This window comes from Bacillus sp. Root131, from assembly GCF_001429475.1.
Lineage (GTDB): Bacteria > Bacillota > Bacilli > Bacillales > Bacillaceae_G > Bacillus_A > Bacillus_A thuringiensis_S.
In genome coordinates, this window is the sequence record NZ_LMJQ01000001.1 from 1,390,945 (window position 1) to 1,407,752 (window position 16,808).

Consider the following 16,808-nt stretch of genomic DNA (forward strand, 5'->3'; position numbering starts at 1 on the left):
GGAGATAGTGGGAATATCACCCTGGAGTTCCGCGCTGAACAAATAGAGTAAGCGTAGGCGTGTATTCGCGTTAAGAATATAAGAGGATTCTATACATATGTATATGATCTACTAGGGTGGTACCGCGGGAGACTTTCTCGTCCCTTTTTGGGATGAGAAAGTCTCTTTTTTATTCCGTTTTTTAAGTATTTCTTATATACATGTAAGGAGGAATTGAGCATGGAGTACAAAAATACATTACTGATGCCGAAAACAGAGTTCCCAATGCGTGGGAACTTACCAAAACGTGAGCCTGCAATGCAAGAAAAATGGGCTGAAATGAATATTTACGAAAAAGTACAAGAACATACAAAAGGTCGTCCTTTATTTGTATTGCATGATGGACCTCCATATGCGAATGGTGACATTCATATGGGACATGCATTAAATAAAGTATTAAAAGACTTTATTGTTCGTTATAAATCAATGACTGGTTTTAGTGCGCCATATGTTCCAGGATGGGATACGCACGGTTTACCAATTGAACAAGCTTTAACAAATAAAGGTGTAAAGCGTAAAGAAATGACAGTTGCTGAGTTCCGTAAGTTATGTGCAGAGTATGCATATGAACAAGTAGAACGTCAACGTGAACAATTTAAGCGTCTAGGTGTACGTGCAGATTGGGATAATCCATATATTACTTTAGAGCCCGCTTATGAAGCACAACAAATTAAAGTGTTTGGTGACATGGCGAAAAAAGGTTATATCTATAAAGGTCAAAAACCAGTTTACTGGTCTCCAACGAGTGAATCTGCTTTAGCAGAAGCTGAAATTGAATATCAAGATAAAAAATCAGCATCTATTTACGTAGCATTCCCTGTAAAAGATGGAAAGAACGTATTAGAAGGTGATGAAAAGTACATCATTTGGACAACAACACCTTGGACATTACCTGCAAACTTAGGTATTTCTGTTCACCCAGAGCTTGAATATAGCATTGTAAAAGTAAATGATGAGAAATATATCATTGCTTCTGAGCTGTTTGAGACAGTTGCAAAAACGTTAGAGTGGGAAAATGCTGAAGTTGTGAAAACAGTAAAAGGTAGCGAACTGGAGTACACAGTTGCAAAACATCCATTCTACGATCGTAATTCATTAGTAATGCTAGGAGATCACGTAACAACAGATGCAGGTACAGGTTGTGTTCATACAGCACCAGGACACGGGGAAGATGACTTCGTTGTTGGTAAAAAGTATGGATTAGAAGTACTTTGCCCAGTTGATGATAAAGGTGTATTAACAAATGAAGCACCTGGATTTGAAGGCTTATTCTATGATAAAGCTAACAAGCCAATTACAGAAAAATTAGAAGAAGTAGGCGCGTTACTGAAACTAACATTCATTACGCATTCATACCCACATGATTGGAGAACGAAAAAACCAATTATTTTCCGTGCGACAGCACAGTGGTTTGCATCTATTGAAGCATTCCGTAAAGAATTAATAGAAGCTGTAGCGGAAACAAAATGGGTACCAGCATGGGGAGAAACTCGTCTTCATAATATGGTTCGTGACCGTGGTGACTGGTGTATTTCTCGTCAGCGTGCATGGGGTGTGCCAATTCCGGTATTCTATGCTGAGAATGGCGATCCAATTATTACAGATGAAACAATTAACCATGTAGCAGATTTATTCCGTGAACACGGTTCTAACGTATGGTTTGAGCGTGAAGCGAAAGATCTATTACCAGAAGGATTTACACATCCAGGTAGCCCAAATGGCGAATTCCGTAAAGAAACAGACATCATGGATGTATGGTTCGATTCAGGTTCTTCTCACCAAGCTGTATTAGAAGAGCGCGAAGATTTACAGCGTCCAGCTGATTTATATTTAGAAGGATCTGACCAGTATCGTGGTTGGTTTAACTCTTCATTATCAACAGCAGTTGCTGTAACAGGTAAAGCTCCATATAAAGGCGTACTAAGCCACGGTTTCGTACTAGATGGTGAAGGACGTAAAATGAGTAAGTCGATTGGAAACATCGTCGTACCGAAGAAAATCATGGATCAATTAGGCGGAGACATCTTACGCTTATGGGTATCTTCTGTTGACTATCAATCTGACGTACGTATTTCAGATGATATTTTAAAACAAGTAGCAGAAGTGTATCGTAAAATCCGTAACACATTCCGTTTCTTATTAGGAAACTTAGACGACTTTAAGCCAAGTGAAAATGCAGTAGCTGTAGCTGAGCTTCGTGAAGTAGATCGTTACATGTTAGTGAAATTAAATGACTTAATTACAAAAGTTAAAGAAGCATATGAGACATACGATTTCGCTGCTGTGTATCATGCAATTCATAACTTCTGTACAATTGATTTAAGTTCATTCTACTTAGATTTTGCAAAAGATATTTTATACATTGAAGGTGCAAACCACGAAGATCGTCGTGCAATTCAAACTGTATTATATGATGTTCTTGTTGCGTTAACGAAACTTGTAACACCAATCTTACCGCATACAGCTGATGAAGTATGGCCATACATTCCAGGCGTAACAGAAGAAAGTGTACAATTAACTGATATGCCAGAAGCTGTACAATTAGATGACGCGGAAGCATTAAAAACAAAATGGGATGCATTTATGACATTACGTGATGACGTGTTAAAAGCACTAGAAGTAGCTCGTAATGAAAAAGTAATCGGTAAGTCATTAAATGCAAGCATTACGCTATATCCAACTGCAGAAATGAAAGCTATGTTAGAGTCTATTAGCGAAGACTTAAAGCAATTATTCATCGTTTCTGAGTATAAACTTGGTGGTATGATGGAAGAAGCGCCAGCAGATGCACCGAAGTATGAACATACAGCGGTTGTTGTTGCTCAAGCAACTGGTGAAACATGTGAACGTTGTTGGGTAGTTTCAGAAACAATTGGTAAAGATGCTGAACATGAAACATTATGTGAGCGTTGTGCAACAGTTGTGAAAGAAAACTATGTAAAATAATAAAAAACTGACTGCTATTTATGCAGTCAGTTTTTTATTTTGATGATATATCAAAATAACTTTCAGGCTCTTTCCTGTGAAGGAAAAATGTGTGTGAGGTAAGCAAATAAATTTCGGACACACTAACTGTACATTACAGCTAGGAGGAATGTACACGTGAATGAAATCTACATGGAAATAAAAGAAGAATTGCAATTGATGAGAAAAGAGTTGCAAGAGAGACTAGCTAAAGAAGTAATGCACAAATATGATGTCGAGTTCAGCCAAGAGCTTGGATATGAAATTAAGGAAGAGATAAAGAAAAAATTGCTATTACATGATATAAAAGAGGATTTAAAGGATGTAGAACGTGCATTATTTAAAATGGAAATAGACATGTACGGTATTTGTGAAGAGACCGGGAGATTAATTTCGACAAAGCAAATGAAAACAATGCCGACTGCCCGAACAATTCATGAATTTTTCTATGAAAAGGTAAATGTATGAATACGCACAACGATATTATATTACCTTTTTTTAATTTATTTTATTCTTCTATAAAGGTTCATTGTGAAAAGGTAGCAGCTATGCTAAAATTTTGAGGTACACTGTCTTTGTGGGGGAAATGAAAATGATATATTATGTAATAGCGTTATTTGTCATTGCTATCGATCAAATATCGAAGTGGTTAATTGTAAAGAACATGGAATTGGGTACGAGTATTCCGATTATCGACAATGTATTATACATAACATCACATCGAAATAGAGGCGCTGCCTGGGGTATTTTAGAAAATAAAATGTGGTTCTTCTACATTATTACAGTTGTTTTTGTAGTGTTTATCGTATTTTATATGAAAAAGTATGCGAAAACAGATAAGCTTCTAGGTATTTCGTTAGGCCTAATTTTAGGCGGGGCAATTGGTAACTTTATTGATCGTGTATTTAGACAAGAAGTAGTGGATTTCATTCACGTGTATATTTTCTCGTACAACTATCCAGTATTCAATATAGCTGATTCAGCGTTATGTATTGGTGTTGTATTAATTATTATTCAAACATTATTAGAAGGCAAGAAAGCGAAGGAGTAATTGAATGAGTGAAGTAGTACAAGTAACAGTTGTAGAAGAGCAAAAAAATGAGCGAATTGATAAATTCGTTGCAGGAATAAATAACGAATGGTCACGTTCACAAGTACAGCAATGGATTAAAGATGATGTTGTGACAGTAAACGGGAAAGCAGTAAAAGTGAATTATAAAGTAAAAGAAGAAGATGAAATTACAGTAACGATTCCTGATCCAGAAGCGTTAGATATTCAACCAGAAGATATGAATTTAGAAATTTATTATGAAGATGCAGATGTGCTTGTTGTAAATAAACCACGTGGTATGGTTGTACATCCAGCGCCAGGACATACAAGTGGTACGCTTGTAAACGGCCTTATGCACCATTGTACAGATTTATCAGGTATCAACGGTGTAATGCGTCCAGGTATTGTGCATCGTATTGATAAAGATACATCTGGATTATTAATGGTTGCTAAGAATGATATGGCGCATGAATCACTTGTAAATCAACTTGTAGCAAAAACAGTAACAAGACGTTACAAAGCAATTGTGCACGGTGTTATCCCGCATGATAAGGGGACTATCGATGCACCAATTGGTCGTGATAAGAAAGAGCGTCAAAGTATGACAGTTGATGAAAATGGTAAAAACGCTGTTACTCACTTCCAAGTGTTAGAACGCTTTAAAGACTTTACACTTGTAGAATGTCGCTTAGAAACGGGACGTACGCACCAAATTCGTGTTCATATGAAATATATTGGCTATCCACTTGCAGGAGATCCGAAGTATGGTCCCAAGAAAACGTTAGATATGAATGGACAAGCACTTCATGCAGGTATTTTAGGCTTTGATCATCCTCGTACTGGTGAATATATTCAGTTTGAGGCACCGATTCCAGAAGTATTTGAAGAAGCATTAAATATTTTACGGAAATAGTATTGACAAATCACAAGAAAACTGAGATACTGACAACAGTTAAATAATGATCCTTTAACACAGCCCCGTGAGGTTGAGAAGGTAACGGTTTGAAATACTTAGGGTATGTTGTACCCTTTTTTCAAAAGTCCTCTCGCACACGCTGAGAGGACTTTTTTTATACCATTACTCTCACGCAAGAAAAAAAGCTTGGAGGTGTAGAGCATGCAAGAGAAAGCTGTCGTTTTAGATGACCAAATGATTCGCCGTGCTTTAACACGAATTAGTCATGAAATCGTGGAACGAAATAAAGGTGTCGATAATTGTGTTCTTGTCGGAATTAAAACTCGTGGAATTTTTATTGCACAACGTTTGGCAGAACGAATTGGTCAAATTGAAGGAAAAGAAATGGAAGTTGGAGAGTTAGACATTACGTTATATCGTGATGATTTAACACTGCAATCCAAAAATAAAGAACCACTTGTAAAAGGTTCTGATATCCCTGTAGATATTACGAAGAAAAAAGTTATCCTTGTGGATGACGTGTTATATACCGGAAGAACAGTTCGAGCAGCAATGGATGCTCTTATGGATTTAGGTAGACCATCTCAAATTCAACTGGCGGTTCTTGTTGATAGAGGTCATCGTGAACTACCAATTCGCGCTGATTATGTAGGAAAGAACATCCCAACATCAAGTGAAGAGCGTATCGAAGTTGATTTGCAAGAGACAGATCAACAAGATCGAGTAAGCATATACGATAAGTAAAGCCCTTTTAAATGTAGTCCTGTGAGGCTGCCAAAGGGTCTTGGCTTTCATATGTCAAATTTGGCATACGAAAGTGTAGGACTCTTTGTGCACAGGCACAAAGAGTTTTTTTATTGCAAAGATTTAAACTGAAGGAGGATGTAACAATGGAACAAAAGCCAGTGTTAGACGTTAATGAAGTACCGAAACCGGGAAAATGGTTATTTTTGAGTATACAACATTTGTTCGCGATGTTTGGATCAACAGTGCTTGTTCCGTTTTTAACAGGATTGAATCCATCAGTAGCATTAATATCAAGTGGATTAGGAACGTTAGCGTTTCTTCTTATAACGAAAGGTCAAGTACCTGCCTATCTAGGATCATCATTCGCCTTTATCGCACCGATTATAACAGCGAAAACGGCAGGTGGACCGGGAGCAGCAATGCTTGGTGGTTTGCTAGCAGGGCTTGTGTACATCTTAATCTCACTCGGAATTAAGAAATCAGGATCAGAGTGGATTATGAAATTACTTCCGCCAATCGTAGTTGGACCGGTAGTAATGGTAATCGGTTTAGCGTTAGCACATACAGCAGTTAATATGGCGATGAACGGTGCGGATGGCAAATATAGCTTTATACACTTTTCAGTAGCATTAGTAACATTAGCAATTACAATTATATGCTCGATATTCGGAAGAGGATTTTTCAGTATCATACCAGTGTTACTTGGCATTATCGGCGGATATATCTTCGCTTACTTCCAAGGGCTAGTAGACTTAAAGCCGGTAGCTGAGGCAAAATGGTTTGTTGTACCAGATTTCACAGTACCATTTGTCACATACACACCAGAGTTTTCATGGAAGATTGTACTCTTGATGGTACCAGTTGCACTAGTAACAATATCAGAACATATCGGACATCAAATTGTACTTGGAAATGTTATTAAAAGAGATTTAATTGAAAAACCAGGTTTACACCGTTCGATCTTCGGTGACGGAGTAGCAACATTAATCGCATCACTAATCGGCGGGCCACCGAATACAACGTATGGTGAAAACATCGGTGTGCTAGCAATTACGAGAGCATACAGTGTATACTTATTCATCGGTTCAGCAGTATTCGCAATCATGTTCGGATTTATCGGTAAGATTTCTGCGCTGATTCATTCGATCCCAACACCAGTTATGGGTGGGGTATCAATCTTACTATTCGGTGTAATTGCATCAAGCGGATTACGCATGATGGTAGATGATAAAACAGATTTAAGTGACAAACGAAACTTAATGATTGCATCAGTAATACTAGTAATCGGTATTGGTGGAGCGGTACTTCACGTAGGAGAATCGTTCCAAGTAGAAGGAATGGCACTAGCAGCAATTGTAGGTGTACTGTTAAATCTACTACTACCGGAAACGAAACAAATAAAACAACCTAAGCAGATTGCTTCATAATAATAACCTTTTAATTCAGTCCTGTGAGACAGAAAAGGGTGGCTTCTTCCTTGCACCCTAGTCTTACATGACTAGGGTATTTTTATACAAATGTTGTTATAAAAATACAAAAGTGGTAACATAAAAATCAGAAAGATGAGGGATGACGATGAGCCATTTGTTAACGATGAGTGAATTATCGGAAGTAGAAATTTCAGAAATCCTAAAAGACGCAGAAGATTTCGCGAATGGAAAAGAGAGCAAAACGACAGAGCAAACTTTTGTTGCGAACTTGTTCTTTGAGAATAGTACGAGAACGAGATTTAGCTTTGAAGTTGCTGAGAAGAGATTAGGACTAGATGTTTTAAACTTTTCAGCGGATGCATCTAGCGTACAAAAAGGAGAAACTCTATACGATACGATAAGAACACTAGAATCAATCGGAACAAAAGCGGTGATCGTCCGCCATGAGCAAGATCGCTACTTCGATGAACTAAAAGATCAGGTAAATATCCCAATCTTAAACGCTGGAGATGGATGTGGAAACCACCCAACGCAGTGCCTACTCGATCTTCTTACAATTAAACAAGAGTTTGGAAGATTTGAAGGATTAAAGATTGCGATAGTAGGAGATGTTCGTCATAGCCGAGTAGCACGTTCTAATGCAGAAGCATTAACGAAACTGGGTGCAACAATTTACTTTGCAAGTCCAGAAGAGTGGAAAGATGAAGACAGCACATTTGGAACATACAAACCATTGGATGAACTTGTTCCAGAAGTGGATGTAATGATGTTACTTCGTGTACAACATGAGCGTCATGATCATTATGAAACAGACATTATGAAAGAGTATCATGAGAGACACGGATTAACAGTGGAAAGAGAAAAGCGTATGAAAGAAGGAAGCATTATTATGCATCCAGCTCCTGTAAACCGTGATGTTGAAGTTGCAAGTGAACTTGTTGAGTGTGAGCGTTCACGCATATTTAAACAAATGGAAAATGGAGTTTACGTAAGAATGGCTGTACTAAAACGCGCCTTACCAAATGTATTAGGAGGAATGAAACATGAATTACTTGTTTAAAAATGGTCGTTATATGAATGAAGAAGGAAAAATCGTAGCAACAGATCTTCTCGTACAAGACGGTAAAATCGCTAAGGTAGCAGAAAATATTACGGCAGATAATGCTGAAGTAATCGAAGTGAACGGAAATTTAATCGCACCTGGATTAGTAGATGTACACGTACATCTTCGTGAACCAGGTGGTGAACATAAAGAAACAATTGAAACAGGTACACTAGCAGCGGCAAAAGGTGGATTCACTACAATTTGCTCAATGCCAAATACACGCCCAGTACCAGATTGCAGAGAACATATGGAAGACCTGCAAAAACGTATTAAAGAAAAAGCGCATGTCAACGTACTACCATACGGAGCAATTACAGTACGTCAAGCTGGTTCTGAAATGACAGATTTCGAAACATTAAAAGAACTTGGAGCATTTGCTTTCACAGATGACGGCGTAGGCGTACAAGATGCTAGCATGATGTTAGCGGCTATGAAACGTGCAGCGAAATTAAATATGGCAGTAGTTGCGCACTGTGAAGAGAATACGCTTATTAATAAAGGTTGTGTACATGAAGGGAAGTTTTCTGAGAAACACGGATTAAACGGTATCCCATCAGTATGTGAATCTGTACATATTGCAAGGGATATACTGCTTGCTGAAGCAGCAGATTGTCACTATCACGTATGTCACGTAAGTACAAAAGGTTCTGTACGTGTAATCCGTGATGCGAAACGAGCTGGAATTAAAGTAACAGCAGAAGTAACACCACATCACCTAGTGTTATGTGAAGATGATATCCCATCAGTTGATCCTAACTTTAAAATGAACCCACCGCTTCGTGGAAAAGAAGACCATGCAGCATTAATTGAAGGATTACTAGATGGAACGATCGATATGATCGCAACTGACCATGCACCGCATACAGCGGAAGAGAAAGCACAAGGAATTGAAAGAGCGCCATTCGGAATTACTGGTTTTGAAACAGCATTCCCACTTCTATACACAAACCTTGTGAAAAAAGGAATTATTACATTAGAGCAGTTAATTCAATTCTTAACAGAAAAGCCAGCTGATACATTCGGCTTAGAAGCAGGTCGCCTGAAAGAAGGTAGAACAGCTGATATTACAATCATTGATTTAGAACAAGAAGAAGAGATTGACCCAACAACATTCTTATCAAAAGGAAAAAATACACCATTCGCAGGTTGGAAATGCCAAGGATGGCCGGTAATGACAATCGTTGGTGGTAAGATCGCATGGCAAAAGGAGAGTGCATTAGTATGAAAAGACAACTTATCTTAGAAGATGGAACAGTATTAATTGGAAAAGGTTTCGGAGGCGAAATTGAAAAGTCAGGTGAGGTTGTATTTACAACAGGAATGACTGGATATCAAGAAACATTATCTGATCCATCATATTGCGGTCAAATCGTAACATTCACGTACCCATTAATCGGAAACTACGGCATTAACCGTGACGATTTTGAATCGATTCACCCATCTGTAAATGGCTTAATCGTAAACGAAATTTGTGATCACCCATCAAACTTCCGTAATGAAATTTCGTTAAATGATTACTTAAAAGAAAGAAATATCCCAGGGTTAGCAGGAATTGATACAAGAAAATTAACGAGAAAAATTCGTCAATACGGTACATTACGTGGACGTCTATGTAACATGGATGCAGATGTAGAATACATCGTGAGCCAATTAAAAGCGACAGTATTTACAGATCACGTGAAACGCGTATCAACGAAAGATCCATACCCAAGCCCAGGCCGTGGACACCGAGTTGTACTTGTAGACTTCGGAATGAAACATGGTATTTTACGAGAATTAAACAAACGTGACTGTGATGTAATTGTAGTACCTTACAATACAACAGCAGAAGAAATTTTACGCCTTAGCCCAGATGGAATTATGTTAAGTAACGGACCTGGAGATCCGAAAGATGTACCAGAAGCAATTGAAATGTTAAAAGACATTATCGGTAAAGTTCCTTTATTCGGAATTTGCTTAGGACATCAACTATTCGCTCTAGCATCTGGTGCGAATACAAGTAAGTTAAAATTCGGTCACCGTGGTTTAAACCATCCAGTAAAACATCTTGCAACTGGAAAAGTAGCAATTACATCTCAAAATCATGGTTACGCAGTAGAAGAAGAATCAGTTAAAAATACAGAACTTGAAATTACACATGTCGCTTTAAATGATGGAACAGTAGAAGGTCTTCGTCATACGAAGTTCCCAGCATTTACAGTGCAATACCATCCAGAAGCTTCAGCAGGACCAGAAGATGCAAATGATTTATTCGAAGATTTCTTAGAAATGATTGAAAACTTCAAGAAAGAAGGGGAAGAGTTATGCCAAAACGCCTAGACATTAACACAATTTTAGTAATCGGATCAGGACCAATTGTAATTGGGCAAGCAGCAGAGTTTGACTACTCTGGTACACAAGCTTGTCAATCTCTTAGAGAAGAAGGTTACAAAGTAATCCTTGTTAACTCTAACCCAGCAACAATTATGACAGATACTGCAACAGCAGATAAAGTATATATAGAACCATTAACACTAGAATTCGTAAGCCGTATCATTCGTAAAGAACGTCCAGATGCAATCTTACCAACATTAGGTGGTCAAACAGGTTTAAACATGGCTGTTGAACTTGCGAAATCAGGCATACTTGAAGAGTGTGGAGTTGAAATTTTAGGAACGAAATTATCAGCAATTGAGCAAGCGGAGGATCGTGATTTATTCCGTACATTAATGCAGGAATTAAATGAACCAATTCCATCTAGTACCATCATTCATACGCTAGGAGAAGCACATGAATTTGTAAAAGAAATTGGATATCCAGTTATTGTTCGCCCAGCATTTACAATGGGGGGAACAGGTGGCGGAATCTGTAGTAATGAAGAAGAACTAATTGAAATCGTATCAGGTGGATTAAAACATAGTCCAGTAACACAATGTTTATTAGAAAAGAGCATTGCTGGTTGTAAGGAAATTGAATATGAAGTAATGCGTGATTCAAATGATAACGCGATTGTAGTATGTAATATGGAAAATATCGATCCAGTTGGAGTTCACACAGGTGATTCTATCGTAGTAGCACCGAGCCAAACATTAAGTGACCGTGAATATCAAATGTTACGAAACACTTCATTACGAATTATTCGTGCATTAGGAATTGAAGGTGGATGTAACGTTCAGCTTGCACTTGATCCACATAGCTTCCAATACTATGTAATCGAAGTAAACCCGCGTGTAAGTCGTTCATCTGCACTAGCATCTAAAGCAACTGGATATCCAATTGCGAAGCTAGCGGCAAAAATTGCAGTCGGTCTAACATTAGATGAAATTATAAATCCAGTAACACAAAAAACATACGCTTGCTTCGAGCCAGCATTAGACTATGTCGTTTCAAAAATTCCGCGCTGGCCATTTGATAAGTTTGAATCAGCAAACAGAACACTGGGTACACAAATGAAGGCAACTGGTGAAGTTATGTCAATCGGACGTAACTTAGAGCAATCATTATTAAAAGCGGTTCGTTCTTTAGAACTTGGCGTTTATCACTTAGAGTTAGAGCATTTAAAAGAACTTGATAAAGAAACAATGAAAAAACGCATTATAAAAGCTGATGATGAGCGACTGTTTATTGTAGCAGAAGCAATTCGTCAAGGTGTAACGAAAGAAGAAATCAACGAATGGTGTGAAATGGACTTCTTCTTCTTACAAAAAGTTGAAAACATCGTAAATATGGAACGTGAAGTAAAAGCGAATGTAGGAAATATGGAAGTACTACAAACTGCGAAAGAAATGGGCTTCAGCGATCACTACGTTGCAGCAGCTTGGAATAAAACAGAGCGTGAAATTTACGATATGCGTAAAGAAAGCAATATAACTCCTGTTTATAAAATGGTAGATACTTGTGCGGCAGAGTTTGAATCTGCAACACCATACTACTACAGCACATATGGTGACGAGAATGAATCGGTTAGAACAGATCGTAAGAGTGTAGTAGTTCTAGGATCTGGTCCAATCCGTATCGGTCAAGGTGTTGAGTTTGACTACGCAACTGTTCACTCTGTATGGGCAATTAAAGAAGCTGGATATGAGGCAATCATTGTTAATAACAATCCAGAAACAGTTTCAACAGACTTCAGTATTTCTGACAAATTATACTTTGAACCATTAACAATTGAAGATGTAATGCACATTATCGATTTAGAAAAGCCAGAAGGTGTTATCGTTCAGTTCGGTGGACAAACGGCAATTAACTTAGCGGCGAAATTAGAAGAACACGGTGTGAAAATTTTAGGAACATCACTTGAAGATTTAGACCGCGCAGAAGATCGTGATAAGTTTGAAGCAGCTCTAACACAGCTTGGTATCCCGCAACCAGTTGGTAAAACAGCAACAACTGTAGAACAAGCGGTAGCAATCGCTGAAGAAATTGGTTATCCAGTATTAGTAAGACCGTCTTACGTACTAGGTGGACGTGCGATGGAAATCGTATATCGTCAAGAAGAATTACTGCACTACATGAAAAATGCAGTTAAAGTTCATGCAGAGCATCCGGTATTAATTGACCGTTACATGGTTGGTAAAGAAATTGAAGTAGATGCAATTTCAGACGGTGAGAATGTATTCATTCCAGGTATTATGGAACATATTGAACGTGCTGGAGTTCACTCTGGTGACTCAATTGGAGTATACCCACCACAAAGCTTATCTGAAAAACTAAAAGAACAAATCATTGAACATACAATTGCACTTGGAAAAGGTTTAAACATTGTTGGATTACTAAATATCCAGTTCGTAGTATTCAAAGATCAAGTGTACGTAATTGAAGTAAACCCACGTGCGAGTCGTACAGTACCGTTCTTAAGTAAAATTACGGGCGTACCGATGGCGAATGTTGCAACGAAAGTTATTTTAGGTCAAGACTTAGTAGAGCAAGGATACGGAACTGGTTATCACCCAGAAGAGAAAGAAGTATATGTAAAAGCGCCGGTATTCTCGTTTGCGAAACTACGCTCAGTTGATACAACATTAGGACCTGAAATGAAGTCAACAGGGGAAGTAATGGGTAAAGACTTAACGCTTGAAAAAGCATTATACAAAGGATTAGTTGCTTCTGGAATTAACATCCCAACGCACGGATCAGTAATCATCACAGTAGCGGATAAAGATAAAGAAGAGGCAATGGAAATTGCAAAACGTTTCCACGAAATCGGTTATAACTTATTAGCAACAGCTGGAACAGCACAATCGTTAGCAGAGCAAAATATTCCAGTGCAAGTGGTAAACAAAATTGATTCTGAAGACTATAACTTACTTGATATTATCCGTCAAGGAAAAGCACAGTTTGTAATCAATACATTAACAAAAGGCAAACAACCAGCGCGTGATGGTTTCCGCATTCGCCGTGAATCAGTAGAAAATGGTGTGGCTTGCTTAACATCACTTGATACAACGAGAGCAATCTTACGAGTATTGGAATCTATGACATTCTCAGCTCATTCAATGAAAGAAATTACGCAAACAAAGCGTCACGAGGTGGTACATGCATGATGCAAAAGCAAAATATGATTGTCGTTAACCAAAAAGAAATCGCAAAAAACATTTACGAATTAGTGCTTCAAGGAACGTTAGTACAGCAAATGAACGAACCAGGGCAGTTTGTACACATTAAGGTAGCAGAGGGCATTGCGCCCCTTCTGCGCCGCCCAATTAGTATTTGTAATGTAGATCAAGAGAAGAACGAATTTACAATGCTATATCGTGCCGAAGGACAAGGGACAAAAACATTAGCAACTAGAAAACAAGGTGAAATGATAGATGTACTAGGACCATTAGGACACGGTTTTCCTGTAGAAGAAGCAGAAGCTGGTCAAACAGCTTTACTAGTAGGCGGGGGAATTGGTGTACCACCACTTTATGAATTATCACAGCGCCTCGTTGCAAAGGGTGTACGTGTGATTCACATCTTAGGTTTTCAAACGAAAGATGTTGTTTTCTATGAAGAAAAATTTGCAGAACTTGGTGATACGTACGTTGCGACAGTAGACGGTACACACGGTACAAAAGGATTTGTCACAGATGTAATTGATAATTACGGAATCGAATTTGACATTCTTTATTCATGTGGCCCGTTAGCGATGCTTCGTGCATTAGAAGGACGTTACAAAGAGAAAAAAGCATATATTTCATTAGAAGAGCGTATGGGCTGTGGTATTGGAGCTTGTTTCGCATGTGTATGCCACTTACAAGAAGATCCAAGTGGACATTCTTACAAGAAGGTGTGTAGCGACGGACCAGTATTTCCAATCGGGGAGGTTGTACTATGAACAGATTGCAAGTTGAATTACCAGGATTATCATTAAAAAATCCAATTATACCGGCATCTGGATGCTTTGGATTTGGTCGTGAATATGCACAGTTTTACGATTTAAGTGTACTAGGATCAATCATGATTAAAGCGACGACAGAACAACCACGTTATGGAAATCCAACGCCTCGTGTTGCTGAAACACCAGGCGGCATGTTAAATGCAATCGGACTTCAAAACCCGGGATTAGACAAAGTAATGAATTCGGAATTACCATGGTTAGAACAATTTGACCTTCCAATTATTGCGAACGTTGCAGGCTCACAGGCTGAGGATTACGTAGCGGTTGCGAAGGAAATTTCTAAAGCGCCTAATGTCCATGCACTAGAATTAAATATTTCTTGTCCAAACGTAAAAACAGGTGGTATCGCCTTTGGTACAAATCCTGAAATTGCTGCTGATTTAACGAAGCGAGTAAAAGAGGTTTCTGAAGTACCTGTATACGTGAAATTGTCACCGAACGTGGCAAACATAGTGGAAATTGCAAAAGCGATTGAAAATGCAGGTGCAGATGGTTTAACGATGATTAATACATTGCTTGGTATGCGTCTAGATTTAAAAACAGCTAAACCAATTTTAGCAAACCGTACAGGCGGATTATCAGGTCCTGCGATTAAGCCAGTAGCAATTCGCATGGTACATGAAGTAAGCCAAGCGGTTAACATTCCAATTATCGGAATGGGCGGTATTGAAACAGCGGAAGATGTAATTGAATTCTTCTACGCTGGCGCAAGCGCAGTTGCAGTAGGTACAGCGAACTTTATCGATCCGTTCGTATGTCCGACAATTATTGAAGAGTTACCAGCATTACTAGATGAATTAGGATTTGATCATATTTCGGAATGTCAAGGAAGGAGCTGGAAGCAAACATGTCACAGTCGTTAATCGTTGCACTAGATTTTCCAGGGAAACAAGAAGTAGAACAATTCTTACACCACTTTGAAGGGGAAGAGTTATTTGTCAAAGTAGGTATGGAGTTATTTTACAAAGAAGGCCCTGCAATTATTACGTACTTAAAAGAAAAAGGACATAAGATTTTCCTAGATTTAAAACTTCATGATATTCCGAATACAGTAAAAAGCGCTATGCGTAGCCTAGCTAGTCTAGATGTTGATATGGTAAATGTTCATGCTGCTGGGGGAAGTAGCATGATGAAAGCTGCGATTGAGGGATTAGAGGAAGGTAAGCAAGAAGGAAAAGAGAGACCGATTTGTATTGCAGTTACACAACTAACAAGCACTTCGGAAGCTATGATGAAAAAAGAGATTGGCATTGAGAAAACGTTAGAAGAAGCGGTTGCTCATTATGCAAAATTAACGAAAGACAGTGGACTTGATGGCGTTGTTTGTTCAACACTTGAAGTTCCAAAATTACGTGAAGTATGCGGAAATGAATTTGTAACAGTAACACCGGGGATTCGTCTTGCAAGTGATGATGTTAATGACCAAGTGCGCGTAGCAACACCGAAACGTGCGAGGGAACTTGGCTCAAGCTACATCGTAGTTGGACGCAGTATTACGAAAGCAGAAAATCCGCTTGAAGCGTATAAAACAGTAAAACAACAGTGGGAAGGTGTAACAGTATGAAAAAAGAAATCGCATCGCATTTATTAGAAATTGGAGCAGTATTTTTACAACCGAATGATCCATTCACTTGGTCTTCAGGTATGAAATCACCAATTTATTGTGATAACCGTTTAACTTTATCTTATCCAAAAGTACGTCAAGCGATTGCAGCTGGATTAGAAGAGTTAATTAAAGAGCACTTCCCAACTGTAGAAGTTATTGCAGGAACAGCAACTGCTGGTATTGCGCACGCTGCATGGGTAAGCGGTCGTATGGATTTACCAATGTGCTACGTACGTAGTAAAGCAAAAGGTCACGGTAAAGGGAACCAAATTGAAGGAAAAGCTGAAAAAGGTCAAAAAGTAGTAGTAGTAGAAGACTTAATTTCAACTGGTGGTAGTGCAATTACGTGTGTAGAAGCACTTCGCGAAGCTGGCTGTGAAGTATTAGGAATCGTATCAATCTTCACATACGAGCTAGAGTCAGGAAAAGAAAAATTAGAAGCAGCTAACGTAGCATCATATTCTTTAAGTGATTACAGTGCATTAACTGAAGTTGCAGCAGAAAAAGGTATGATCGGACAAGCTGAAACGAAAAAATTACAAGAGTGGCGTAAAAATCCAGCTGACGAAGCTTGGATCACAGCGTAACA

General features: G+C 38.5%; 14 protein-coding genes and 1 other annotated feature (1 of these 15 running past the window's edge). All 14 genes read left to right on the top strand.

Going from position 1 to position 16,808, the window contains the following annotated elements; genetic code table 11:
• Nucleotides 1-148: a binding site (T-box leader), on the top strand (it extends 75 nt beyond the left edge of the window).
• Between the two features lie 71 nt (nt 149-219).
• On the top strand, nt 220-2,985 hold the full coding sequence (gene ileS2, locus ASE54_RS07005; RefSeq protein ID WP_000455957.1) for an isoleucine--tRNA ligase: 2,766 nt from the start codon (nt 220-222) through the stop codon (nt 2,983-2,985).
• Nucleotides 2,986-3,141: 156 nt separating this feature from the next.
• Complete coding sequence (locus tag ASE54_RS07010; RefSeq protein ID WP_001002956.1) at nt 3,142-3,471, top strand: molecular chaperone DnaK; 330 nt, start codon at nt 3,142-3,144, stop codon at nt 3,469-3,471.
• A 124-nt stretch (nt 3,472-3,595) separates the two neighbouring features.
• Nucleotides 3,596-4,054, top strand: coding sequence for a lipoprotein signal peptidase LspA (lspA, locus tag ASE54_RS07015; protein WP_000642180.1), 459 nt, complete (start codon nt 3,596-3,598; stop codon nt 4,052-4,054).
• Nucleotides 4,055-4,058: 4 nt separating this feature from the next.
• Entirely contained in the window at nt 4,059-4,967 is a 909-nt protein-coding gene (locus ASE54_RS07020) for an RluA family pseudouridine synthase (RefSeq protein ID WP_000005854.1), read from the top strand.
• Nucleotides 4,968-5,171: 204 nt separating this feature from the next.
• Nucleotides 5,172-5,714 (top strand): bifunctional pyrimidine operon transcriptional regulator/uracil phosphoribosyltransferase, encoded by a 543-nt coding sequence (gene pyrR / locus ASE54_RS07025; protein WP_001156491.1) that lies wholly within the window; start codon nt 5,172-5,174, stop codon nt 5,712-5,714.
• 146 nt (nt 5,715-5,860) lie between these two features.
• Nucleotides 5,861-7,144, top strand: a complete 1,284-nt coding sequence (uraA, locus tag ASE54_RS07030) for a uracil permease (protein ID WP_000435925.1) — start codon at nt 5,861-5,863, stop codon at nt 7,142-7,144.
• Nucleotides 7,145-7,292: 148 nt separating this feature from the next.
• A complete protein-coding gene (pyrB, locus tag ASE54_RS07035; RefSeq protein WP_000018846.1) occupies nt 7,293-8,207 on the top strand; it encodes an aspartate carbamoyltransferase in 915 nt (304 codons plus the stop codon).
• Nucleotides 8,191-9,477: a dihydroorotase gene (gene pyrC / locus ASE54_RS07040; protein ID WP_001108387.1), complete on the top strand. Its 1,287-nt coding sequence runs from the start codon at nt 8,191-8,193 to the stop codon at nt 9,475-9,477. Before pyrB ends, pyrC begins: the two co-directional genes overlap by 17 nt.
• Nucleotides 9,474-10,571 (top strand): carbamoyl phosphate synthase small subunit, encoded by a 1,098-nt coding sequence (locus ASE54_RS07045; RefSeq protein ID WP_000828669.1) that lies wholly within the window; start codon nt 9,474-9,476, stop codon nt 10,569-10,571. Before pyrC ends, ASE54_RS07045 begins: the two co-directional genes overlap by 4 nt.
• Entirely contained in the window at nt 10,556-13,774 is a 3,219-nt protein-coding gene (gene carB / locus ASE54_RS07050; protein ID WP_001126145.1) for a carbamoyl-phosphate synthase large subunit, read from the top strand. The genes ASE54_RS07045 and carB overlap by 16 nt, the downstream gene beginning before the upstream one ends.
• A complete protein-coding gene (gene pyrK, locus ASE54_RS07055; protein WP_000983355.1) occupies nt 13,771-14,550 on the top strand; it encodes a dihydroorotate oxidase B electron transfer subunit in 780 nt (259 codons plus the stop codon). Before carB ends, pyrK begins: the two co-directional genes overlap by 4 nt.
• Entirely contained in the window at nt 14,547-15,476 is a 930-nt protein-coding gene (gene pyrD / locus ASE54_RS07060; protein ID WP_001081049.1) for a dihydroorotate oxidase B catalytic subunit, read from the top strand. Before pyrK ends, pyrD begins: the two co-directional genes overlap by 4 nt.
• Nucleotides 15,461-16,177, top strand: coding sequence for an orotidine-5'-phosphate decarboxylase (gene pyrF, locus ASE54_RS07065; RefSeq protein WP_000083509.1), 717 nt, complete (start codon nt 15,461-15,463; stop codon nt 16,175-16,177). The genes pyrD and pyrF overlap by 16 nt, the downstream gene beginning before the upstream one ends.
• Nucleotides 16,174-16,806 carry an orotate phosphoribosyltransferase gene (gene pyrE / locus ASE54_RS07070; protein WP_000711463.1) on the top strand — a complete coding sequence of 211 codons (633 nt, stop codon included), beginning with the start codon at nt 16,174-16,176 and terminating at the stop codon, nt 16,804-16,806. Before pyrF ends, pyrE begins: the two co-directional genes overlap by 4 nt.
• Nucleotides 16,807-16,808: the final 2 nt, after the last annotated feature.

What these genes read in the sequence shown, in the direction of transcription:
- ileS2 (WP_000455957.1), top strand. Translation starts at nt 220, where the DNA reads ATGGAGTACAAAAATACATTACTGATGCCGAAAACAGAGTTCCCAATG.
- lspA (WP_000642180.1), top strand. Translation starts at nt 3,596, where the DNA reads ATGATATATTATGTAATAGCGTTATTTGTCATTGCTATCGATCAAATA.
- ASE54_RS07020 (WP_000005854.1), top strand. Translation starts at nt 4,059, where the DNA reads ATGAGTGAAGTAGTACAAGTAACAGTTGTAGAAGAGCAAAAAAATGAG.
- pyrR (WP_001156491.1), top strand. Translation starts at nt 5,172, where the DNA reads ATGCAAGAGAAAGCTGTCGTTTTAGATGACCAAATGATTCGCCGTGCT.
- uraA (WP_000435925.1), top strand. Translation starts at nt 5,861, where the DNA reads ATGGAACAAAAGCCAGTGTTAGACGTTAATGAAGTACCGAAACCGGGA.
- pyrB (WP_000018846.1), top strand. Translation starts at nt 7,293, where the DNA reads ATGAGCCATTTGTTAACGATGAGTGAATTATCGGAAGTAGAAATTTCA.
- pyrC (WP_001108387.1), top strand. Translation starts at nt 8,191, where the DNA reads ATGAATTACTTGTTTAAAAATGGTCGTTATATGAATGAAGAAGGAAAA.
- ASE54_RS07045 (WP_000828669.1), top strand. Translation starts at nt 9,474, where the DNA reads ATGAAAAGACAACTTATCTTAGAAGATGGAACAGTATTAATTGGAAAA.
- carB (WP_001126145.1), top strand. Translation starts at nt 10,556, where the DNA reads ATGCCAAAACGCCTAGACATTAACACAATTTTAGTAATCGGATCAGGA.
- pyrK (WP_000983355.1), top strand. Translation starts at nt 13,771, where the DNA reads ATGATGCAAAAGCAAAATATGATTGTCGTTAACCAAAAAGAAATCGCA.
- pyrD (WP_001081049.1), top strand. Translation starts at nt 14,547, where the DNA reads ATGAACAGATTGCAAGTTGAATTACCAGGATTATCATTAAAAAATCCA.
- pyrF (WP_000083509.1), top strand. Translation starts at nt 15,461, where the DNA reads ATGTCACAGTCGTTAATCGTTGCACTAGATTTTCCAGGGAAACAAGAA.
- pyrE (WP_000711463.1), top strand. Translation starts at nt 16,174, where the DNA reads ATGAAAAAAGAAATCGCATCGCATTTATTAGAAATTGGAGCAGTATTT.